Genomic DNA, 24,234 nt, shown 5'->3' with positions numbered 1-24,234 from the left:
TCTTTTTCAATTTAAATACAAGGAATCTAGCTTAATTAGGATAGAATTGCAAACTGCAAATTCCTACAATAGAACTGTAAACGCTTTAAACTATTTTGTAGGTATGATGTGGAGGGTTAAACGTTGCAAGCTTACTTATTTGTACATTTTAAAGAGAAAAGAACACCGGATGGCGAGCAGGTATATTTTGGAATTAGCCGCAATGGATTTGATTGGGAGGATGTAAACGGCGGTAATCCAGTGCTATGGAGCTATTACGGCGACAAAGGTGTCAGGGACTTTACCATAATAAGAACGAAAGAAGGCAAGTTTGTAATTTTGGCAACAGATCTCAGCTTGTCCTACGGTATGCTAAATCAATACAACCACTCCTGGGCTAAAGCCGCAAGATATGGGAGCAAATGCCTCTCAATGTGGCAATCTGAGGATCTTGTAAATTGGTCCGAGCAGAAAATGGTTCAACTAGGTGACGAGGATTTTGGTTGTTTATGGGCGCCGGATATTATCTATGACAAGACCAAAGATGATTATGTCATTCATTGGTCATCGCCACATATCAGTAATAATTACGGGTTTAAAGGAATTTATTACTCCCGGACTACGGATTTCGAAAACTTCAGCAAGCCGCAGCTATTATATAAGAAAGAAGATAGCGGCGTCATCGACTCTGCCATGTATGAAGAGGACGGACGTTATTATCTTTTTCTAAAAAGTGAACAAAATCCGGGCAAAATTATTTTAATGGCATCGGAAACGATTACTGGGCCATTTCACAGAATTGAGGCTTTTGATCAAAGTATGGAGCATGTTGAAGCAGGTAAATATGAGGCTCCTACAGCGGTTAAATTAGAAGATAAAAGATGGTGTCTTTTCCTAGATTACTACGGTTGCTCGGCTGAGGGACAAGGTTATGTACCGTTTATAGCAGATCGTTTGGCAAGCGGTGAGTTTATCCGGGCGGATCAAGCCTTCACCTTCCCTTACGGTTTTAAACACGGAACCATTCTGACTATTACGCTGGAAGAATACGAACGATTGAGAGCATACAAGAAACTGCCATCAGAATATTAAACAGCAAGGAGTCGATGAACAATGAGCTTACAAGGGAGCATTTCAGTTTTCACCAAAGAGCAAGGGGCAGAGCTTGGCGATCTATATGGCTTATTCTTCGAGGACATTAATCATGCCGCTGATGGCGGACTTTATGCGGAGATGGTTCGGAACCGTTCCTTCGAGTTTGATCCGATTGACAGCAGCGAATACCATAGCCTAACGGCATGGGAGATTATCGAACTTGGAGAAGGACGAGGCACACTTTCGGTCGAATCGGCAAATCCAATCCATCCACGTAATCCACATTATGCTGCAATTAAGATCCTGACTTCAGGGGAAGGCGTTGGAATTAGGAATCTTGGCTTCAATACCGGATTACCTTACAGGGCGGGAGAAGCTTACACATTCTCAATGCTCGCTAGACGTAACGCAAGCTTCGACGAGCCAGTAGTTATCAAGCTTGAAGGTAAGGACGGGATGGTCTACAGCAAAGCGGAAGTTATCGTGGATTCACAGGAGTGGAAGAAATATGATATTGTACTCTCCTCTTCAGGGACTGATTATAACGGACGGCTTGCAGTTGTGACTCAAGGAACGGGCAGTCTGTATCTGGATATGATCTCCTTGTTCCCGGCAGAGACATATCTTAGGCGACCTGGCGGACTTCGTAAGGATCTGGCAGAATTGCTTGCGAATTTAAAGCCTAAATTCATGCGTTTTCCTGGGGGCTGTCTGATTCATGACGGTTCCTTAAAGACTGAAGACCGCGATTCCATGTACAGATGGAAAAATACGATCGGGCCGGTTGAACAAAGACCACCACGTAGAAATAACTGGAATTATCATCAGACCTTAGGGCTGGGTTATTTCGAGTATTTCCAGTTTTGCGAAGATATCGGAGCTAAGCCGATTCCAGTACTCCCAGGTGGAGTTGACCCTCACCATCAGCATATAGTTCCCATTGATGAACTCGGACCATGGATTAATGATGCGTTGGATCTCATCGAATTCGCAAGAGGTGATATTTCAACGCCGTGGGGAGGCTTACGTGCGCAACTTGGTCATCCGGAGCCTTTTCAGCTTGAATATATTGCAATCGGCAACGAAGAAGTCGGAGAAGCCTTCTTTGAACGATATCCTTATTTTCACGAGGCTATCAAAGCCAGATATCCGGACATCCAGATTATCAATTCGAGCGGTCCGGTTGCCGCAGGCACTGAATATGAACGCGGATGGCAATCAGCCCGTGAGAACCGTTCGGATTATGTTGACGAACACTATTATATGTCTCCCGATTGGATGTTGGCTCACTATCACCGCTATGATTCTTTTAAAGCGGAAGATCCCAAGGTATTCCTGGGTGAATATGCATCCTGGGGTAACACGTACTATAATGCGCTGGTTGAAGCGGCTTTCATGACTGGTCTGGAGAAGAATGCCCATGCAGTCAGACTGGCATGTTATGCACCGCTTTTGTGTAATGTCGATTATGTAAACTGGAAGCCAGATATGATCTTGTTCAATAATCATCAGGCGTTCGGAACGGCCAATTATTATGTGCAGCAATTATTTATGCACCACCAGGGTGACCGGTTACTGCGTATTGAATCTGAAGGCTTTACTGTTCCAAAGCAGCCGGAATTTAATTGGGAACGACTGGATGGGAAGCTGCTTGTCGGAGCAAATCTCAATGCGTGCGAGTATCGTGATATCCGTCTCTTGAATCATGAGACCGGCGAAGAGAAGCTGTTGGCAGAGCTTGTTGAAGTTAGCGAATCGGAAGAGGACCGTCTTCATTCCACTCAGCTTGGCCGTAAAATCGTTGTAGGTGAGACGAATTGGAGGCATTATTCCTTCTTTACTAAAGCAACGAAGAAAAAGGGTATCCGTGGACTAATCCTGTATTTCGGCCATCAGGATGAAGCCAACTATGCACAATGGGAAATCGGCAGCTTTTCCAATATGGAATCATTGGTTCATGCCATGTCTGGCGGTTCCCGCTCCTGTCTTACGCAAAGTATGCTCAGTATTGAGCAGGATTTAGAGTATGATTTGGAAGTACGCATTGAAGGAAGAACGATACGCACTTTCCTTAACGGTACACAGATCAATGAAACGGAACACCTTGTACCTGTAATCGAGCCGCTTTACTATTCAGCCAGTGTGGAGGAAGCATCCGGTGACGTTATCGTCAAAGTGGTAAACGTACAGGAGATAGACGTCGAGGCTCAGCTTCAGCTTGCCGATGTAAAAGCCGATCAGCATACAATTGATATTTATGAGCTTTCGGGTTATGCGCTGGATGCCGTGAATTCCTTCGAGGAGCCAGAGAAAATCAAGCCGGTGTATAAAAGCACAAGCTCAGCAGGATCGGATTTCAGGCATACTTTTCCGCGGCATTCGGTTACCGTGCTTCGGTTCAGACAAGAGTAATACCTCATTGGTTGATGTGAAAGGGAGAGTCCAGTGAATCAGTTAATTACCTACGACGCGCCGGCAGGAGCCGTGCTGCGGGACGATTATAAAGTGTCGGTCCGGACTCCCGGCGGAGAATGGCAGAACATCCCGGTCTATGAAGTGCGGGTTGATATGCACCACGTAAGAGAAGCATCCATGGCTTATTTCGACATGCAGGGTGAGGTTGAGGTAGAGATCAAGTATCATGGCGATCTTAAGGAAGCGGTTATCCGGCCTCTTTCTACACAGCTTCCATTTTCGCTTTTTCAGGATACAGTCCAGTTCACATTAAACCGGCCGCTCAAGTTATCGGTCGAGTGCAACGGTGACCGTTTCGGTAATCTACACCTTTTTGCCAATCCACTGGAAAAGGATATACCGGACCTCTCATCACCGGATGTGCGGGTTGTTCGCCCGGGTATTCACCGTGTGCCGGACCTGCTCCGGAACTTACCGGGGACGCTTTATTTCACGCCGGGTATGCATTACATCGAAGAGACGTTGCTGCAGATCCCTTCAGGTAAGACGGTATACCTTGCCGGTGGAGCAGTGCTTGTAGGCTCACTGGTTTGTGATCATGTGCAGAATGTTGAGATCCGCGGGCGGGGAGTTCTCTACCTGGCTGATTTTCACCGTTTCTCTGCCTTCCGGGGTATTCGTATCGTCTATTCCAGCAACATATCAGTTGAAGGTATAACGGTTGTCGATCCGCCGCATTACAGCATCTTCATCGGCCAATCGTACGGCATCGAAATCAGGAATTTCAAAGCATTCAGCACAAGAGGCTGGTCGGATGGAATTGATATGATGGCTAGCGGAAATATCGACATCAGGGATGTATTCATGCGGAACTCGGATGATTGCATCGCCGTATACGGTTCACGCTGGGATTACCGTGGCGGAACAAATGATGTGATGGTACGCGACTCTATTCTGTGGGCCGATGTGGCGCATCCAATGATGATTGGCATACACGGAAACCATGAGGAGGACGGCGATATCATTGAAAATCTGCGTTTCGATAACATCGATATTCTGGAGCATCATGAGCCGCAGCCGAATTATTGGGGAGCTATGGCGATAAATGCCGGCGACAGCAACACTGTGCGGGATGTCGTGTTTAATAATATCCGCATTGAAACTATCGAGTCGGGACAGCTATTCGACATTCGGGTAGTACATAATCAGGATTATAACCCGAACCCGGGGCGGAGGATTGAAAATGTTCTGTTTAAAGATATTCAGTATCCTGGAGGGACGCTGAATCCTTCCCGGATTCACGGCTTTGACGATGACCGGACAGTGAACGGAATTACGTTTGACAACCTGCGGATCGGGGAAGAACGTATACTTAATCGGGACCATCCCGCACTTGAAATCAACGGATATGCCCGCAACATTAAATTCATTTAGGTGGTGAATCATGTCACTGATACAAGGAATTCAAGCCGTTCTGGCGGGCGATTATCCTGATCCGTCCATTGTCAGAGTCGGCCAGGATTATTATATGACCCATTCGTCTTTTCACTACACTCCCGGACTTCTGATCTGGCATTCGCGGAATCTGACCGACTGGAAGTCGATCGGCCATGCTGTAAGCTCACATGTGGGCGGATCTATTATGGCTCCGGATATGATCTATTATGAAGGACTTTATTATATTTACTTCCCTGCCGGCGGTACTAATTATGTAGTTACCGCGGAGCATCCGAGAGGACCATGGAGCGAGCCGGTCGATCTGAAGGTCGGCTACATTGATCCCGGCCATGCCGTTGATCCGCAGGGGAACCGCTTCCTGTTCTTGTCCGAAGGATATTGTATACCGCTGTCCCCGGACGGTCTCTCTACTGCTGGCGAATTAACTCAAATATACGAGGGCTGGAGATATCCCAAGGAGTGGCTAACGGAAGGATTTTACCTGGAATCTCCCAAGCTCACCTATAAAGATGGATATTATTATATGACCAGCGCACAAGGGGGGACCGCCGGACCCGCAACCAGCCATATGATTATCTCCGCCCGCGCCAGCTCGCTGGACGGTCCTTGGGAGAACTCCCCATACAATCCGATCATCCGTACGAAGCACCGTAGTGAAACCTGGTGGTCCAAGGGACACGGGACGTTGGTGGACACGCCTGAAGGTAATTGGTATATGGTGTACCACGCCTATGAACAAGGGTTTTACACCCTCGGCCGGCAGACACTGATCGAGCCTGTTGAGTGGACTAACGACGGCTGGTTTACCGCAGCCGGTCTAGCCGGTTCGACTGCCACAGTGACCGGCACTTATGAAGCGCCTGAAGTGTTATCTGACAGGGCATTGGTAAGGATGGACTCTGCACAATTGGGACTTCACTGGCACTTCTTCGGCGGAAGCCGATTGAGGGATTATGCTGTTAAGGATAACCGTGTTGTGCTGAAAGCCGCTGCCAATGGACTCTCCGAACCGCTACTGTGTATTCCGGGGCATCATGCCTATACAGCTGAAGTTACGGTAACTGTGGAAGATGGTGCGGAAGGCACACTTGGATTGTTCTATAAACAGGGTTTTCATTACGGCATCGGCTTTGACGGTAAGGAGGTCTATGCCTTCCGCAATCATATCCGCAGCGAACGTATACCAGTGTCAGGAGCAACCGTGACGCTCCGGCTTGTTAATGATGAGCATCAGATCAGCATTTATTTCCGTAGCAGTGCAATTGAACAGTGGGTTAAACTGGATCATGGCTATGAAATGTCCGGCTTTCATCATAATGTGCTGGGTAATTTCCTAAGTTTGCGTATAGCGCTAGATGCAACTGGCGATGGAACAGTGCAATTCAGCGAATTTTACTACCGGCCCGAAATGATACTGAATAGCGAGACGGTCATTTAAGAGAGGATGAATCAGGTGAAAGCACCTTTGTTCCGTGATCCGGTATACGATGGCGCAGCAGATCCGGTTATTGTATGGAACCGCGAAGTTCAAGAATGGTGGATGATCTATACGAACCGCAGAGCAACTGCGGAAGGGGAAAGTGTTGCCTGGGTACACGGTACTGACCTTGGGGTTGCTTCCTCAAGAGATGGTGGCAAAAGCTGGCTTTACCGTGGAACGATCCCTGATCTGGATATCGAATGGGGCCGCAACACATTCTGGGCCCCTGAGATTTATTACCATGATGGTTTGTACCATATGTACGTTAGTTATATTCAAGGAGTTCCGACCGGTTGGGCCGGCAACCGCCGTGATATGCTGCATTATACGAGCTCGAATCTGCTGGATTGGACATTTCATTCCAAGCTTAAGCTCAGCTCGAACCGGGTAATTGATGCTTGTATCTATGAGCTTCCGGGCGGGGGGTTCCGGATGTGGTATAAAGACGAGGAGAACGGGTCGCATACCTATGCGGCAGACAGCAAGGACCTGTATCACTGGGAGGTTGTCGGTCCGGTCTACACGGATCGCCCGCATGAAGGCCCGAATGTCTTCTGGTTGAAGGGCAGTTATTGGATGATCGTCGACGAATGGAGAGGACAAGGCGTATTCCGTTCGGATGATTTAGACACCTGGGAACGGAACGGGCTAATTCTCGATCAACCCGGAAAACGCGAGGACGATGGTACGATCGGCCTGCATGCCGATGTAGTCGTGCAAGGGGATCAGGCTTACATTTTTTATTTTACTCACCCAGGAAGGACACTGGAGCAAGAAGAGCTGCCGGAAAGCTACAATACTCGCCGTTCTTCGATCCAGGCCGCCCGGCTCGATGTGGTAGACGGCGTGCTCGTATGTGCTCGTGACGAACCGTTTGAGTTGGAATTGCATCCAGAGTCTGAAAGTTAAAAAGTTTGGGCCGCTCTTGGGGAAGAGCGGCCTTTTTGACTTTCAGGTAATTAAGCAAAGGTGGCTCACAGAGGTTGAAAAATACAAGGAATCTTGCGTTATTGCGATTGTAACGCAGAAGGTGCATTTTTACAATGTACATTGTAAGCGCTCTACAATATAGAGGGAATATATAGCGATTTCGATTGATTATAATTTGGCTGATGGTACGCCGGCCTTTTACGGTGTTTAGTTATTCGGGATCCGGCAGCGGAAGCCCAAAGTACGAGCTCAGATAATACGCTAGACACGAATGAATTCTCTCTCTTGCAAGATGTCAAAATTACAACATTTCCTGAGATCAGATATACGAATGGAGCTTGGAAATATTACGACTTTGATTTCGGTGCGGACAGCGGCAGCAAGCTTATGTAGCTTGAGCGACTTGAAATGGACAATGCAGCAGGCGAGATCCAGTAAGATAATCACGGTTACGGTCAAGGAATAGGTTTACTGGAGAAGTTAAAACGGGAATTAACCTGGTTTTAACTGCCCAACTCAATACAATCATGCTAAGAGGAAAACAGGATGTTCCATTTAGAGGTAATTCCAACATGAAGGTCGTGGCTGAATGAGATATTTAAAAAAACTGCGTATAAGAGTGCAATTGACGTTGCTCGTGGCGATGATTGTGGTCATTGTTTTCTTTATTTTGATCATGAACTATACCCAGGCAGCTCTAGTGGTAGAAGCAAAAAACAGTGAGTATTTAACAGAATTGATTGCTCAATTGAATCAAACTATTGCCTCCAATAGCGACGGATTGAAACGAATTATCGAGAATACCGCCTATAATCGCACCATTGTTCAAACCTATATAAGTGAGCCAAATCCGACGACCAAATATGAGATCTATTCTAGATTGGCAGATTATTTGTCAGACATGATGAGTATGAAGGACGGAATTCTTGATATTGCTTTATTCGGAACGGACGGTACAAAATTCAATTTAAACGGCGACATTGATCATTTGCTCCCATTTGTGGATGAAATTCCAGAGAAGAGACTTTATTATTATTCCGGTGTTCATCATATGGTGATTTCAAACTTTAACCGAAACGTTTTTATTGTGGGATGCCCTATCTATTCCATTATGGATAATGAAAATATGAAACAAATCGGAACACTAATGATTGTTGTGGAAGCAAGCTCCCTGTTGGGATCTCCAAGTAACATAAATGGTATTGAAGGGGCGCTACTCTACGCGCTGGACCGTAATGGGGATGTATTTTCTTCCAACGATACAAGTGTAGAACCGGGTACTCCGTATTCTGATTTGATAGATTACAGTAAACAGGCCAGGTATTTTGTTCAGAGCGGTTCTATACAAGATCTTGACGGGCAACTTGTATTTAAACTTCCGCAAAGCAAGTTACTGAGAGGAATCGAGGATATACGAAAGCGATCCTTTCTCGTTTTAGCCATTTCTTTAGTATTACTGACCATTCCGTTCACATTGGTCGTTAACAATATATTGCGCCCGCTGAAGAGTCTTATGAGCTTTATGAACGGTTTTAAATTAGGCAAATCGCAAAATTTGTCGAACCGGATTCATCTCCAAGGTTATGCCGAGATCAGCAGCATGGCGAATCACTTCAATCGTATGCTAGATGAGATAGATGAACTGACTGGATCACTTTTAGAGATCAATACCAAACTGTATAAGGCAGAAATACTTAAAAAACAAGCAGAGCTTGCCTTTCTTCACAGTCAAATCAATCCGCACTTTTTGTATAATACACTGGAATCCATAAAGGGATTGGCGGTAGAGCAAGGATCTGACCGCATTTTTCAAATGGTTACATCGTTGGCGTATGTGTTTCGCTTCAGCGTCAAAGCAGCAGACACTATAACGCTTCAGGAAGAAATCAAGATGGTGCAAAGTTATCTCAACATCCAGCTTATTCGATTTGCAAACCGTTTTACCGTCGAATATCAAATTCAGGAGGCTATCCTGCCCTATAAAGTGCCTAAAATGATTCTGCAGCCGATCATTGAGAATGCAATTTGTCATGGCCTTGAACCAAAAACGGGAGAAGGACATCTGCTCCTGTCAGTAGATCAATCGGGTACTGATCTGTTGTTAACGGTTAGTGATAATGGAATGGGGATGGAGGATGTAAAGGTTCGGGAAATTAGTCAGTACTTATCATCTGCAGCCGAGCCGTCCGGAATCATCCATACAGAGAGTATCGGTCTTGTGAACGTTAATAATAGAATAAAAATGTATTATGGCTACCCTTATGGCATCACGATTAGAAGCAAGCCAGCGGCGGGGACAACGGTTGTTATTCGTTTGCCGATTAAGGAGGTAAGCAATGTATAGTGTATTTCTGGTTGACGATGAAGAGCTGGTTATAAAAAGTTTGATTGCTAGCGTGGATTGGGCTTCTCATGGTTTCATAGTAGCAGGATACACTCTGTGCGCTACCGATGCATTGCTTCAAATTGTTGATATTAGTCCGGATGTCGTATTTACGGATATACGAATGCCTGGAATGAGCGGTCTTGAGCTAATAAAGCAACTGAATGACCGTTCATTCCCAGGACTGAAAATTGTCATAAGCGGGTACGCCGAGTTTGCGCTGGCACAGAAAGCTATCAATTATGGGGCATTCGGATATTGCTTGAAACCATTCGACGAGACAGAAATTATCACATTTCTTAAGAAGGCAGAAACTGTACTTCAAGACCGTACCCATCAACGAGAAATGGATTTTTGGTCAATGGGTACAAACCGTGATTCCAATATTATTGTTCCAAATTTAACCAGGAAGGAGAAAGGGCTAGACCAGTTGGAGAACGCCATTGCACAAAATGATTGGGCAGGCGTCAGAGTTGCTCTTGAGCAACTTGAAGTTTTCTTTAAGAAAAATAGTCTGCATATTACCGATGCACTATGGGCGTACAATCAAGTGATGAGGTTTATTTATAAAAATGAAAAAGAGGTATTTGCGGATACATTAATCTTCTCTATTGATCAGCTTACCGGCTCGTTTACTTCTGCATTGGATATGCTGACCTACTTACAGGAGCTGCTGGCTGATAAGTATAGGCAAGCTGGGAGTCAGCATCAACCCGGAAACCGGACGTTTATGGCCATTCGTTCTTTTATAGATGAACATTATCTCGAAGAGCTTTCGATACCTTCACTTGCCAAGCAGTTTAGTGTGAATGGAAATTATATCAGTCAGCTATTTAAAAGAGTGACGGGAAGTACATTTACAGAATATTTGACCCAGCTAAGAATGAAACATGCATGTGAAATTTTGTTAAAGACAGACTTGCCGATTAGCGAAGTTGCGGAGAAATCCGGGTATACTGATTATTTTTATTTTAGCCGGATTTTTAAACGGACCCAAGGAATAACTCCCAGTGCATACCGAAACAGACGATAGCAAAGGGCAGGGTTCTTGTTCAAAAAGGGAATATGTACAATTCTTAGAAGCTATGCAGAATTGTTAGTTTGAAAAGTTAATCGCCATCCGTTAACGATAACTCTGGTGCAAAATTAGCTAAGAATCCTTGATATGAATCTTTATAGTAAACGCTTACAATTTAAACATGACAGAAAGGAGGTAAGGTTAATTGAAAAACATTGCAGCCTACAACGTAACTTCCCCAATATTAACAGGGAATGCCCGGCGGAAACGATTGTGGACTGAACTCAAAAAGCACAAGTATTTATATCTACTTGTAGCTCCTATGATCGTTTATTTTATTGTCTTCTCTTATGTTCCCATGTACGGAGTACTCCTTGCCTTTAAAGAATTTGATTACTCCAAAGGTATCCTGGGGAGTCCGTGGAACGACTTCGAGAACTTTCGGACTGTATTATCAGACCAGAATTTTCATTCTGCGTTCCGCAATACTTTTTTAATTGGAATTGGCAGATTGGTTATCGAGTTTCCCATCCCTATTCTAATGGCCATCTTGTTAAGCGAGCTTCCATTCAAGAAAATGAAGACATTCTATCAAACCGCACTTACTTTCCCGCATTTTATAAGTTGGGTAGTATTGAGCGGAATTATAATCGGATTCTTCAGCGATCAAGGAGTAATTAATCAGTTATTGTCTTTATTGGGCTTCGAGAAAAATATAGTACTGACCAACAATGGGATGTTCGCGGCACTTCTCTTTCTCTCAAATATTTGGAAGGAAGCGGGCTGGTCAGCCATTATCTATTTGGCCGCTATCGCGGGTGTTAATCCCGAGCTGTACGAGGCAGCCACTGTGGACGGGGCCAACCGTTTTCATAAAGTGAAAGCGATAACATGGCCTGCTGTAAAAGGAGCAGCGCTGGTGCTGTTGATACTGGCTGTAGGTAACCTGTTAAATGGTGGGTTTGATCAAATTTTCAACTTGTACAATCCGATTGTTTCGGATTACTCGGAGATATTGGATACTTATGTATATAAAACTGCGTTTATTGATGCAACGGGCTTCGGATATTCAACTACTGTAGGGCTTCTGAAATCAGTCATCAGCTTTATCTTTTTATTTAGCACTAATGCAACAGTCAAAAAGCTGTCAGATGGTGGTGGATTATAAATGAGACAGAACTTAAATGTTACCAATATTCTTCTCGCCTTCGTACTTGGTGTATTCGCTATACTTGCAATCGTCCCTTTTTATCAAACTTTAGTTGTTTCACTGTCTACTCTAGGGGATAAAGGGAGCGGTCAGCTCTTTCTTTGGCCACGATCCCTTGATTTTTCATCATACCGTTATTTATTCAGCGAAGGTGTAGTAGCGGGGGGAATGCTGATATCCGTTATTGTTACCGTGGCTGGTACAGCAGTTAACATGATAGTAACGACTGCCGGTGCTTATGCCATATCGAAAAAGACACTGCCTGGGCGCAATGCTATTTTAAACGGTGTTATCTTCACGATGTTTTTCTCCGGTGGTTTGATACCATATTTTCTCACCTTGCAGAATCTTCACTTTCAGAACAATTTACTTGTAATGATTTTACCGGTTGCTGTCAATGCCTTTAACCTCATTTTGATGAAAAATTTCTTTTCTACAATTCCCCAGGCGCTGGAGGAGTCGGCAAAAATCGATGGGGCGAATGACATCTCGATCCTGATTCGGGTTGTAGTTCCGGTATCACTCCCTATTCTTGCAACCATAACTTTGTTCTATGCCGTTGACCGCTGGAATGAATGGTGGCTTGCGATGCTGTTTATTAACGATCCCAGCTATTATCCGCTGCAATTGGTGCTTCGTAACGCAATCACTAATCTGAGTTCGCTAATGACGAGTGCCACGGCTACCCAGATGGCCCAAGGCACGACACGAATATATGCCGATTCCGTTAAGTCTGCAATCATTATTATTTCTGCATTGCCTATTCTAATTATCTATCCATTTATCCAGCGGTTCTTTGCACAGGGTCTTATGCTTGGGTCAGTTAAAGGATGAAAGTAAAAGCCAAACAAGGGGGAATTAGCATGAAAAAAGGGATAATGATAAGTCAAGCAGCGGTTATTGCACTTTTGTCCACTGTACTGTCGGCATGTGGCGGTGACAATACTGGCAGGACTATGGAAAGCTCGGAAGTATCTTCGTCAACCGCATCGGTAGGCACAAACGAGGTAATAAAGGTAGCAATTTGGGGGATTCAGGATGCATTTAAAGCAAATGGCGCCACTAACGACACCGTCTTTAACAATCTTCAGCAAAAGCTGAATGTAACGATAGACCCTGTACAGATAACCTGGAACGATTGGCAGGAAAAGCTGAAGGTCTGGGCAGCATCCTCACAGCTTCCCGATATCTTTCCAAATGATCTCGCTGGCAACCTTGCACTTTATAAGACTTGGGCTAAACAAGGAATAATTAAAGCGCTTCCTGATGATCTAAGCCAGTATCCTAATATTCAAAAAGTCATGAGCGATTCTTCCATTCAATCCTTTAAGATAGATGGGAAGTTCTATATGATTCCGCGGATGACTTACTCCAGTTCCAGTGATTGGGTAATGGACAGACCGATATCTTATCGCAAGGACTGGGCGGCTCAAGCTGGATTCACAACGGCTCCGCAAACCTTCGATGAACTGGTTGCGATGATCAAAGCTGTTCAAGCGCAGCATCCTGGAGCAGCAGGGATTACAGTAACGGGGAAATCCTTTCTGCTTACCCATTTTCTTAGCAGCTTTCCAGAAGAAACGAACGATAAATCGTGGGTGAATGAGGACGGGAAATGGATTCCAGCCTATGCATCTGCCCGAATGTACGAAGGGGTTGAGCAATTGCGTACCCTGTACACAGAAGGTATTTTAGATAAGGATATCGCCATTCAAAAAGACAGCGACGGCGTAATGAAATTTGTAAACGGTCAATCCTTCATTCTCTTTGGCGCACTCGGCTATGCCAATATTGAAGCGTTCTTAAAGGCGAACCCGGACACTTCAATTGAAGACGCCTACGGCTTAATGGACTGGATGCCCGCAGCCGACGGTCAGCAATATACATTCTCCGAGACGCCGTTTTGGTCGGAAATTTACTTCAGCAATACGATGAGCGACGCCAAGTACACCAGGGCCTTGGAGTTGATTGATTACATGATGAGTGATGAATATGCGGAACTTGCAAGAAATGGAGTCGAAGGGACGGATTACAAAGTCGAGAACGGCCAAGCCATTTCACTATTACAAGATGGGCAGACGCTTGATAAAAAGTATCCGATTACCAATATCTTTTATCCGCTCGGTGCATGGTTCGGCGGGTTTCTATATTCGGGAAAACAGGTTGTGAACGCTAATCCGAATTATGCCGCATACGATCAAATGTTCATTGAAAAATACAATGAACTTAAGTCCAAAGCGAAGCCAGCACCGATTAATTTTGAAGTGATGACCTTGTCTACGCCGGCCAAAGACAAGGCAGCCAACTTAAGAACGGACGCTTTGGACAGCTTGTTCAAAGTCATTATGGGTAAAGAGGATCCGATTGAGATGTGGAAAAAAGAAATTAAGAATTTAGATGGTAAAGGGCTTTACGAGGCAATTGAGGAAACGACTCAGGCAGCGGAAGAACAAGGAATTAAATAGTGAGGAAGAGGTGATGCGGCATTGAGTTCTTTTACCCGCATCACCTTCTTTATTGGGAAGAGGCTGCTTTATATTTGGATATTTCTCTTGTCTAGCACGATGACAGCTTATAATTATAAGGAATCTATCAATATTACCATAGTAATAGCAATCTAAAGATTCATACAATATAGGTTGTAAGAGTATTTTAATAATTGGATGTATATGAACAACGAATACTAAGCCAGAGGAATTAAGCTTCTTTTGTGAAGAATACTGCTCAGGTCGTGGTCTACCAATTTCAGGGCAAACCTTCAAGGGAGCCGCAGGTAGAACAGTAGCTAAATAAGGAGATGATGGAGAAGTGAAGGACACATTACAAGCCTTTGGCTCAATCCTTACATATGTAAGTAAAGGCGATGGAGGATATTTATCTCCCGCAGACTCGAGAAGAACGGATGCATTATACATTGCTGCTAAAGAACTATTCGAAGATGAATACACCGTACTGAATAAAGGCAAACCCATAGTGTATGTGAAGTGGGAAGAGTCTGTCGATAACGCTCCGAATGCCCAGATGGGGTCACCCAGCTTCTTTCGCAAACCGGATGGCACCTATGGATTGTTAGCTTCCGAGAACAATAAGGGCAGCGCTATCTATTTGTGGGATTCAGCTGATCTGATTTCGTTCACAAATCAAAGGCGGGTTCCTGTCCATACGAGTGGACTGATCGTTAAGAATCCCAAGATGGTCTATGATGAGCGGGCGGATGCGTACCAGTTGTTCTGGGAAAATGGTGACGATGAAGCAACGTATGTTTCAGTCTCAAATGATCACTTACAATCATTCATAGCACCAGTCAAACATGACTTTAGAGCTGCCGAGATTAAAGGATTTCTCCCTTCCAATACGAAGCAGGACGAAGCCTCTATATTCGAGGTGACTAAGCCGGAATATGAACGAATCATCCGAAAATATGCGCCTGTAAGGAACACTGGTGTCCAGCCATGTGAAGAAATAACTGTTAGATCAGGCGATGACCTGCCATCACTGACTGATCGTGTCAAGCTATTCTACAGTGATGGCTCGTCTAAAGTTTTAGGTGTGGACTGGAACCAAGAAGATATTCGATCGATCAATGTGACTCAACCAGGAAGTTATACAATAAGAGGAACAATCGCTCAATCCGTATTTGATTACCCTTATATTGAAGAACGAGCCGACCCGTTCATTGCTTTTAATCAAGATGACGGTTATTACTATGTGACTGGCTCTTATTATCCTGAGTCAGACCCTTCCACTTGGGCAGATTTTGTTATGAAAGAGATAGATTATGACAGAATAACGTTACGCCGGGCAAAAACGCTTGCGGAATTGCGCTTGGCTGAAGAGTACGATGTATGGATACCTCGAGGTGAAGACGGATTCGTTCCGGTGCTCTGGGCACCTGAAATCCATAAGATTAATGGAAACTGGTATATTCTAGTCGGAGCTGGTCAGTCTGATAGCGGCAGACGTGGATGCAGTACAATGGTTCTCGTGAAATACACGGGAACATTGGAGGAAATGCAGCAGGGCGGTATGCTGAATCGTGACAACTGGAAGCCAAAAGCCATTCAAAACTCACCATGCGGTTTTGATATGACATTCGCCGAAATTAATGGTACGGGATATTATATTTGGCCACACGAATGCCAACTGCATATCCAGAGAACAGATCCGGCTAATCCGGCCAGACTTATTGGCGAAGCCACAGTAATTAAAGGGATCGAATGGCCCTTCGAGTATGGCAAGCATAATATTCACAATACAGACCAGGGGATTGTAGAAGGGGCTGCGGTTCTGCAATACGGAGATAAAATATACCTTAGCTATGCAGGGGCTACGGTAGATAAGTATTATTGTACAGCGGTTATGACAGCAAACGCATGCTCAGACATCATGGATCCTAATAGCTGGACACGTCCGACATATGCAGCACTAAGTACAGAAGACGTTCTAAATATTGTTGGGATTAATCCGCACTGCGGACCAGGTCATAATTCGTTTACTTTAGATGAATATGGTAATCCGATTAATGTTTATCATGCTAGGCCGGTTCCAGACCCACATGAAGGAGTTGGTGCAGGAGGACTTCACGATCCATGCCGGCATACGATGGTCAGGTCAGCGCACATTGCCTTCGACGGCACGTTAATTCTGAATATGACACAGGAAGAAGAATTGGCACCGCATAATAGAAATGTAGTCTTGAAGGTCAATGTGAACTAACTGTAGTGATTTTCTACAATGTTTATAAAAAAATGTAACATACCTTGAATAATTGCGATAGTAATGACGTCTGCAAATTTTTAGAATATGGGTTGTAAGCGCTACACAGCTGCACAAGAGAATAAGTATTTATTATTAATAACTGGAAAAAGGTGATCGATTATGAAAATCTACTGGAAGCAGCATGAGCAGGATACCGGCTATCAATTTCGATTAGGAAACAAGTATATCGGTGACGTATTGCCGTTCACGGACGAACGCTTCGCTGTAACGGATACGTTTGAACAGGCAAAAGAAGGACTGGTGCAGTGGACACGAAAGTTTACTTTTCTGGGTAAATCATCTGAGAGATGCCGTCTTTCAATGGATTTTTCTGCCAATTATAAGCCTGAATATTATATGATACCATCCGTCACGTATAACGGGAATGGTTGGGGCAGTGGTCAGGAGCCGAAGGGGTTGCTGAGGGATGGACAGCCTTGGGTATTCGCATGGCATCGAACAGCAGTGCCGGGTGCAACTTACTCCGAAGGAGGCGGGATTGCCGTTGCCCTGTTCGGTGAACCTCCTGATGATATGCAAGGATTTTCCTGTTCACTTGCACCGGCGCAAGGACAAGTCATTCATCGGCTGGTCTGGCCGGAGGCTGAGACGCCAGCGACTTATGATGACCGTGATCATTACGCTGAGGGATATGAAGAAGAGATGCTTTTTGCGGCAGGAGAGTCGTATACGACTCGGGCATTTCTGGTGCTTACTTCTTACACAGAACCGCGCACTTCATGGAGAACGATGCTTAAAGAGGCTTGGCAGATGCAGATGCGTCCACGACAGGTATGGTATGACCCAAAGCGTATCTGGGAACTTGGTATGACCTATGCCAAAAATGGCTTGTGGGCCGAAGATGGAGAGTTCCGGGGATTCGCAATTGGCCGGAGATGGAACGGTGAAGAGTGGGTACAAGCCCGCCATTACGAAATTGGATGGTGCGGACAGAATGCGTCATTGGCCAATTCTTTGCTAACGGATTATTTAAATAACGGCAATGAAGATTCGCTTCGCAGAGGTCTAGCCGTATTGGACGGTTGGACAGCTGGCGGCAAGCTGCCGAACGGAATGATCCATTGCCACTATGACTATGTGCTTCAATTCAAACCGGCAGAGGAGGAGGTTCAGGATGCCTGTAATCTGGGCACAGCTGCCATAAACCTGTTTGAGGCTGAAAAGTTGGCCCTTAAATGTGGTGTTGAACGTCCGATTTACTTAGAAACCGCACTTGGCATTTGTGATTTTGCTTTATCTGTGCAGTCGGCCGAGGGACGGATTGGTAAGTCGTGGAAAAATGATGGGACGCCGTACGATCCGGAAGGTACCGTCGGATGCTTTTTGGTGCCTCCTCTTGTTAAGGCATATGAAATTACAGGAAACGAGGCATATCTTCGCGGAGCAGAGGCTGGTTATTCCTTTTATATAAAGGAACTGCTTGATAACGGCTACACTACGGCAGGAGCGCTGGATACATATTGTGTTGATAAGGAATCCTCTATTCCCTTGTTGAAGGCGGGTCTTTCTCTATACCGGATCACTGGTGAACAGATGTATCTCAAATGGGCAGAGCTTGCCGCTTGGTATCTGGCCACTTGGCAGTGGCATCATACTGTTTCTTATGATGAGAAGAATCCATTGGGAGCCCTTGGCTACGATACATTTGGCGGTACATCCGTATCCACTCAGCACCATCATATTGATCCTTATGCTTTAGCCTTTATCGAGGACTGGCTTGAACTATCCACCATTACAGGGAATAAAATGTGGCGGGAGAGAGCGGTTGCCGTATGGGCGAATGCGACGATCGGTATTTCTGATGGCAGTCTGATTATCAATGAGAAGTTGCGGCCAGAGGGAAGTCAAAGTGAAGGCTTCTTCCATACTCGTTGGGCAAAGACGTTCGGCGTGTCGGACTGGCTGGTAGCATGGCCGACAGCCTTCCGTCTTGAAGTTCTGCGCCGAGTTGGTATAGAAGCTGTGGAATCATTTGAACTTAGTCTTACTTGAGAATTGCAGTAAAGCAATGAATCCGGGAATTATACTACATTCATATTCCCGCATGGATACAAGCACGCTACTATCCTTCCTATTACAATGGAAGAATATAAGAGGGTAAAAGCATAATCGAGGGCGAGGATTATCTGCATGCCGGGGACCTGAGACAGCTGCTGGAGCAATTGAATATTGAAGCGTTTCATCTGGTGGGTTTGTCGCTCGGTGCCTTCGTTGCACTTGATTATTGGGCCTTATACCCGGAGAAGGTGCGCTCCTTTGCCGTAGCCAGCGCCGGCATTCCAGATTCCAGAGTGGAAGATACGTCCACCGTCGATGTCGATAATTCAAGCGGGAAGGGTACGAGGGGCTGCTTATCCACTACGGATCGGATCATAACGGCTTTTGTCAGCGGCAGTGGAGCATGATCTCCGACTGGAAGGCAGATAGCCGACGCACCACGAGCCGGAATGCCTGTTGCGGAAGCGGCTGCTCGACCATGTGCCGCAGGCGGCAACCGCCGAGATTGCGGATGCCCGACATTTTTGCAGTATTGAAGTGCCGGAAGTGTTCAATCCGGAGCTGCGGAACTTCTGGCGGAAAGCGGAGTCCGTTCTGAACTTCCCGTCTGCTCCTTAAGACCCATTATCATTCGAAACAAAACGAGACCAACACTATGTATACGACAAATCCGCTTGCCTTGTATCAGCAAGCCGCTGAGCATCAGCTTGCCAGCTACAAGCAGCGGATTGAGGAGCAGATCCAGACCGATACGTATGATCTGGGCTTCCTGTACTCGTTGTCTGCGGTAGCCGAATTTAAAATAACGGGCAAGCCGCTGGCCAGAGCGACTGCGCTTCAGGCGGCTGATCTGCTGGCCGGAAGATATTTTCCGCAGGCGGGCATTATCCAGGCTTGGGGCGATTTGAGCGATCCCGAGCAATGCGGGCGGATGATCATCGATTGCCTGCTTAATCTGCCGCTGCTCTATTGGGCGACAGAGACGGGTGGCGATCCGCGCTACGCGGAGTATGCCCGAACGCATGTTGCGCAGGCGGCGCGTTATCTGGTGCGCCCAGATTACAGCACCTATCATACGTATTATATGGATGTGGAAACCGGAGCGCCAAGGTATGGGAACACCCATCAGGGCTATGCCGATGATTCCTGCTGGTCCCGAGGGCAGGCCTGGGGCATTTACGGCTTCCTGCTAAGCTATAAGTATACCGGCGATGCTTCACTGGTTGAACTGTCAAAGGAGCTAGCCCGTTACTTTCTGGGCCGCACACCGGCAGACGGGGTAGTGTACTGGGATTTGATCTTCACCGAGGGAACGGAGCAGGAGAAGGACTCGTCTGCGTCGGCTGTGGCTGCCTGCGGCCTGCTGGAGCTGGCGGAGCGACCCGGACAAGGCGCTGTTCCGGAGTGAGGCATTGGCCATTCTGCAGGCACTGGCCGCTGCGTATACGACCGGCGATCAGCCGGAATCCAACGGCGTGCTGAAGCATGGCGTATACAACAAGCCGCGCGGCATGGGTATCGACGAATGGACCATCTGGGGCGACTACTATTATTTTGAAGGCCTAGTGCGGGTGTTAACGAAGCACCGGCTATATTGTTAAAGAGGGATGGAGATGACGATGACAACAATTCACAATCCGGTGCTGCGCGGCTTTAACCCCGACGCTTCGATGATTCAGATAGGCGATGATTATTATATAGCCACCTCAACGTTCGAGTGGTTTCCGGGCGTAGTGATTCGCCATTCGCGGCTGACAGGCGACCGCTGAGACGTCCCGGCCAGCTTGATCTGCGAGGTGTATCCAGCTCTGAGGCGTCTGGGGGCCGGCGCTCAGCTATGGCGTATATCGTGCTTTTATTTATAAAAAAGGGGTGACCCAAGCAGGAGATTTATGTTGGGTTAGCCCCTATAGGCGACATCCTGGATGGAGTGGCGGCGCAGCTGCAACAGACGCCCGGCTTCATAGACGCGGAGCATATTGATATATTCAATTAATGTCTTTCCGGTTGTTTTCTTGAACAGGGAACAAAAACAATTGGGGGTAACACAGCACATACGGGCAGCCTCGTCCACTGTGATCGGTTCCTAAAGTGATTACCCAGATGTATAAGCTAGGGATGTACGCCCTTTTCTTGACGTTCTGCCTGCCTGCGTGAAGGCTTCGATTTGCCCAGTTGAAAAGCATAACCCAGAGAGGAGAGCAACTCTCCCTTGATCTGTAACTCCCTCCCCGGTCCATTCTCCTGATAGCTGAGAATTATTCGCTCAATACTTTCTTGATCAGTCTGGTAATCTGAATATCTGCAGTATAAAAAGCCTGGAGCAGCAGCTCTCCCGCCAGCAGCGGCCGGATATACTGAACTTCCGTATAGTCGTGTATTCCATGCAGCAGTGCTTCGTTAAAGACGACAGCGTACAGCTCACTCCCTTCCTCGTTCGGATAAGCAGCATGCATCCGGGGACCGCAGGCCAACGCGGATTCTCCTGCACAGAGCTCCCGGGAAAGGGACCCTACCTGCACATGGAATCTGCCCCTGGTAACCAGGATCCATTCCAGATGGTCATGCCAAAGGGGCGGTATGATCGACCTGTCGGGGAAATAAATATGAAAAATATTAACCGGAAATGTGTATTCAGGAATTTCGGTATGTTCTTTTCTCCACGGACGTCAAGTGATTCCATAGCTCTAAATTCTTCCGCTTATAATCGTAATATCGTATGAATAATGCATATTTTTATAGATACTCTGCCAGGAGATAGTTGACTATAATTTGGCATATACGCACATTATATTTCCATTGGAGGATTGCCGCTATGTTTCGTTCAGAAAATGGAAGACTGATTAGAGAATACGACCACGACGAGAAGGTCTGGATTGAGCCTTGGGGAGCAAATTCCCTGCGGATCCGCGCCTCTTATGCAGCAGTACAGGATGATGACTGGGCGCTGCTGCCAGCCCCGCCCGTTGAAGCCGGAATTACGATTGAAGAACATAAGGCGATAATTGTTAACGGAAAGATCAAGGCTGAGATTACAAAGCAGGGGCAAATCTTCTTCTACAACACGGAAAACTGCTGCTGAATGAAACTTAAGATACGTACCAGCTGAAGTATGGCGGCCGGGAGCTGAAGGCTAGCCCGGCCGCTTTGCCAGTGATCTGTCGGGTATTGAAATCCAAAACTCATCCTAAAATTACAGCCCTCATCTTGGTGTCAAGGTGTGGGCTTTATCCCGAAGATTATGTTATCCCGAAGTTTTTAAAGTCGATGTTTAGAATCCTCAATATTTCTGAGATTTCTTGAATTTTCCCTTAAAAACATTGGGATAATATTTTTTGGAAATTAAGATTTAAAGCCGAATAATATTTTGAGAAACTCTTCATCATTCTCCATCCTCCACACTGGAAGTTCAGGCTCAGAGCTTTGATTCGTATTGGTTGCTGCAAGAATGGCAGCCCGTTTCATCTCCGTATCCGCATAAGCATAGACACTGGTTGTTTTAATGTCAACATGTCCAAGGTATTCCGCGAGCAGTGGCATCGGCATACCGCCTCTGTATAGATGAATCGCCCTCGAGTTTCTGAGTTGATGAGGATGCACCTGATCTGGAACTTCAGAGCATATCTTTTTTGCTAATTTACCGTAACGCATCATGAAGCTAGCAGAGTTATCTGGTGACATGCGATGTATCTTACCATGAATGATGGTGTAGAATAACGGATCATCCGATCTTCGTTTTTCAACGGGATGGAACAGTTCCAGATAATTTTGAAAATGCTTCATCGTCTTTTCCATAAGAGGAACGAGACGTTGCTTTGAACCTTTACCAGTAATACGAACATATGGATTCTTCGGGCTAACAGTTACATCACCAACAGATAAATCCAAAATCTTTTGATTTCGCCCAGCCAGATCATACATCAGAATCATGAAGAATTGGTCGCGTATGTTCAGCTTTTTCGTAGTATCCGGTTGCTGGAACAGAGTTTTTAGTGCGTTCTCAGTAAGAAACTCAACGATAGTAGCTGGCACTCTCTTTGACGGTATATTGTTAATTTCCATACTGCATGCTATGCGTGCTGGGTTTCGAATTCCTGCATATTTAAAAAAGGATTTCAGGGCAGCTAAACGCTGATTCCTTGTTGAAGTAGAACAATTCCTAATACACTCAATCCATTCAAGAAACTCGGTAACAAGGGAGTTATTAAAAAGTTGAAACGTTACATTTGAATAGGGAATACTCTTAATCTGCTTAAGAAATTCCAATAGGAGAGTAATGGTTTCTCGATATGATTTTATAGTTAGCGGACTGCAGCATTTTTGCTTCGGGAGAAAGACGGTAAGGAAATCACGTATTGTTGTGAACAGTTCTTCATCATAAGGTTTCTTCATGATGGCACATCTGGAATAAGGTCTGCGAACCTCGATAAATCCATCTCAGCCATCTGAGGAAAGAATTCCGGAACCAAGTGAATATAGTAAGCTGTATAAGAAAGGTTAGAATGACCCAAATAAATACTCAGATATGGCAACCAAGCATTGAGGTCTCTCCCGTCCTCCATCCAGTTGTACATGCAGTTTGTCGCGAAATTATGCCTCATGTCATATACACGAGGTGAGGGACATTGTCCGGTGGTATGCCTGCAGAATTCCAGCATTGCTTGAACGTTTTGTCCAATAGATAAGGAGAATATATCATCCCTTTGTGATTCGGGAAGAAATATTCACTTTCTGAAAAGATGGAAACCGTCTTCTTTCTATAGATCCTACATAAAGCGCGCATGTCATCTGAAACCACGATTACGCGGTCTGTATGCCCCTTGGACTCTCTGATATAAAGGGTTCCGGTTTCAAGATCAACATCTGAAACCATTAACTGACGTGCTTCAATTGGGCGGAGACCACAGGTATATAAAAGACGAAACATAACAGGGACCACAAGATGACGCGCTGGACTATTTGGGGTGTATCTCAGCCGGTCGGCAGCCCTAAAAAACAAATATAATTCCTCACGTGTAAAAAAGTGGGGTACATATTTATTTCTTCTTCCTGTAAGCCCATCGGGTATGACAAATGCCTGTATTCCAATTCTTTGCATATATTTCCCTAGCTGCCTAACCGGTATAATTCGATTACTGAGCGTCGCATTACATTCAGAAGGCCGTCGCTCTGCCCAACGCATGCACATGTCTCTTGTAAGTTCGGTTTCTTCTGAATAGTGTTCAATACAGAATCTTTCAAAAGCTGCAAGTAGGGTCTGACTATGTTCATACAAAAATCCTAAGGCCTGCTTTTCTTTGATTAGCCCTTCGATGTAAAGTTTGAAGTTCCCCGAGAAAATGCAATTAATCATATCGAATCTTCTGATGTCACTTTAATACCTTGGAGACTCAAAGAACAGAGCTTAAGTTTCTCAAGGTTTATTGAGAGATAGGGTTTGGAAGAATTCATATGTGAATGACCCAGTACTTCCTTAATTGTACCCAAAG

Annotated in this window: 19 protein-coding genes and 1 pseudogene; 17 read left to right on the top strand and 3 right to left on the bottom strand. The window is 45.6% G+C overall.

Annotated features, from left to right (window positions below; translation table 11 throughout):
* Positions 1-123: 123 nt before the first annotated feature.
* From MKY12_RS22620 to MKY12_RS22545, 16 genes and pseudogenes are all read left to right on the top strand, one after another.
* The gene (locus MKY12_RS22620; RefSeq protein WP_339310961.1) at positions 124-1,071 is read left to right on the top strand and encodes a glycoside hydrolase family 43 protein; all 948 of its coding nucleotides are present in this window, start codon (positions 124-126) and stop codon (positions 1,069-1,071) included.
* Between the two features lie 21 nt (positions 1,072-1,092).
* The gene (locus MKY12_RS22615) at positions 1,093-3,486 is read left to right on the top strand and encodes an alpha-L-arabinofuranosidase C-terminal domain-containing protein (protein ID WP_339310959.1); all 2,394 of its coding nucleotides are present in this window, start codon (positions 1,093-1,095) and stop codon (positions 3,484-3,486) included.
* 33 nt (positions 3,487-3,519) lie between these two features.
* Entirely contained in the window at positions 3,520-4,923 is a 1,404-nt protein-coding gene (locus tag MKY12_RS22610; protein ID WP_339310958.1) for a glycosyl hydrolase family 28 protein, read from the top strand.
* Between the two features lie 10 nt (positions 4,924-4,933).
* Positions 4,934-6,385: a family 43 glycosylhydrolase gene (locus MKY12_RS22605; RefSeq protein WP_339310956.1), complete on the top strand. Its 1,452-nt coding sequence runs from the start codon at positions 4,934-4,936 to the stop codon at positions 6,383-6,385.
* Between the two features lie 6 nt (positions 6,386-6,391).
* Positions 6,392-7,336, top strand: a complete 945-nt coding sequence (locus tag MKY12_RS22600; protein WP_339310954.1) for a glycosyl hydrolase — start codon at positions 6,392-6,394, stop codon at positions 7,334-7,336.
* Between the two features lie 640 nt (positions 7,337-7,976).
* Positions 7,977-9,701, top strand: a complete 1,725-nt coding sequence (locus tag MKY12_RS22595) for a histidine kinase (RefSeq protein WP_339310953.1) — start codon at positions 7,977-7,979, stop codon at positions 9,699-9,701.
* On the top strand, positions 9,694-10,773 hold the full coding sequence (locus MKY12_RS22590; protein ID WP_339310951.1) for a helix-turn-helix domain-containing protein: 1,080 nt from the start codon (positions 9,694-9,696) through the stop codon (positions 10,771-10,773). Before MKY12_RS22595 ends, MKY12_RS22590 begins: the two co-directional genes overlap by 8 nt.
* A gap of 190 nt (positions 10,774-10,963) precedes the next feature.
* Positions 10,964-11,926 (top strand): ABC transporter permease subunit, encoded by a 963-nt coding sequence (locus tag MKY12_RS22585; RefSeq protein ID WP_339310949.1) that lies wholly within the window; start codon positions 10,964-10,966, stop codon positions 11,924-11,926.
* Positions 11,927-12,802 (top strand): carbohydrate ABC transporter permease, encoded by an 876-nt coding sequence (locus MKY12_RS22580; RefSeq protein WP_339310947.1) that lies wholly within the window; start codon positions 11,927-11,929, stop codon positions 12,800-12,802.
* A gap of 29 nt (positions 12,803-12,831) precedes the next feature.
* Positions 12,832-14,433, top strand: coding sequence for a hypothetical protein (locus MKY12_RS22575; protein WP_339310945.1), 1,602 nt, complete (start codon positions 12,832-12,834; stop codon positions 14,431-14,433).
* A gap of 343 nt (positions 14,434-14,776) precedes the next feature.
* On the top strand, positions 14,777-16,684 hold the full coding sequence (locus MKY12_RS22570) for a family 43 glycosylhydrolase (RefSeq protein ID WP_339310943.1): 1,908 nt from the start codon (positions 14,777-14,779) through the stop codon (positions 16,682-16,684).
* 162 nt (positions 16,685-16,846) lie between these two features.
* Positions 16,847-18,739, top strand: a complete 1,893-nt coding sequence (locus MKY12_RS22565) for a hypothetical protein (protein WP_339310942.1) — start codon at positions 16,847-16,849, stop codon at positions 18,737-18,739.
* A 113-nt stretch (positions 18,740-18,852) separates the two neighbouring features.
* On the top strand, positions 18,853-19,152 hold the full coding sequence (locus tag MKY12_RS22560) for an alpha/beta hydrolase (protein ID WP_339314953.1): 300 nt from the start codon (positions 18,853-18,855) through the stop codon (positions 19,150-19,152).
* Positions 19,153-19,201: 49 nt separating this feature from the next.
* A complete protein-coding gene (locus tag MKY12_RS22555) occupies positions 19,202-19,363 on the top strand; it encodes a hypothetical protein (protein ID WP_339310940.1) in 162 nt (53 codons plus the stop codon).
* Between the two features lie 58 nt (positions 19,364-19,421).
* Positions 19,422-20,346 (top strand): annotated as a pseudogene (locus MKY12_RS22550) (glycoside hydrolase family 88 protein); the annotation flags it as partial.
* A gap of 12 nt (positions 20,347-20,358) precedes the next feature.
* On the top strand, positions 20,359-20,514 hold the full coding sequence (locus MKY12_RS22545) for a family 43 glycosylhydrolase (RefSeq protein WP_339310938.1): 156 nt from the start codon (positions 20,359-20,361) through the stop codon (positions 20,512-20,514).
* A 489-nt stretch (positions 20,515-21,003) separates the two neighbouring features.
* On the opposite strand, the gene MKY12_RS22540 is transcribed toward MKY12_RS22545, so the two are convergent.
* Positions 21,004-21,219 (bottom strand): hypothetical protein, encoded by a 216-nt coding sequence (locus tag MKY12_RS22540; RefSeq protein WP_339310936.1) that lies wholly within the window; start codon positions 21,217-21,219, stop codon positions 21,004-21,006.
* Between the two features lie 341 nt (positions 21,220-21,560).
* On the opposite strand from MKY12_RS22540, the gene MKY12_RS22535 reads away from it, so the two are divergent.
* Complete coding sequence (locus MKY12_RS22535; RefSeq protein WP_339310934.1) at positions 21,561-21,827, top strand: hypothetical protein; 267 nt, start codon at positions 21,561-21,563, stop codon at positions 21,825-21,827.
* A 260-nt stretch (positions 21,828-22,087) separates the two neighbouring features.
* Here the strand turns inward: MKY12_RS22535 and MKY12_RS22530 are convergent, their stop codons facing one another.
* Together MKY12_RS22530 and MKY12_RS22525 are read right to left on the bottom strand one after the other, a co-directional pair.
* Entirely contained in the window at positions 22,088-23,137 is a 1,050-nt protein-coding gene (locus MKY12_RS22530; protein ID WP_339310932.1) for a tyrosine-type recombinase/integrase, read from the bottom strand.
* Positions 23,138-23,342: 205 nt separating this feature from the next.
* Positions 23,343-24,098, bottom strand: a complete 756-nt coding sequence (locus MKY12_RS22525) for a site-specific integrase (protein ID WP_339310930.1) — start codon at positions 24,096-24,098, stop codon at positions 23,343-23,345.
* Positions 24,099-24,234: the final 136 nt, after the last annotated feature.

Source organism: Paenibacillus sp. FSL M7-0896, from assembly GCF_037975415.1.
In the GTDB taxonomy this organism is placed as follows: domain Bacteria; phylum Bacillota; class Bacilli; order Paenibacillales; family Paenibacillaceae; genus Paenibacillus_AQ; species Paenibacillus_AQ silagei.
Note: the sequence above shows the minus strand (reverse complement) of the source record. Positions and strands in the feature narration are given on the sequence as shown.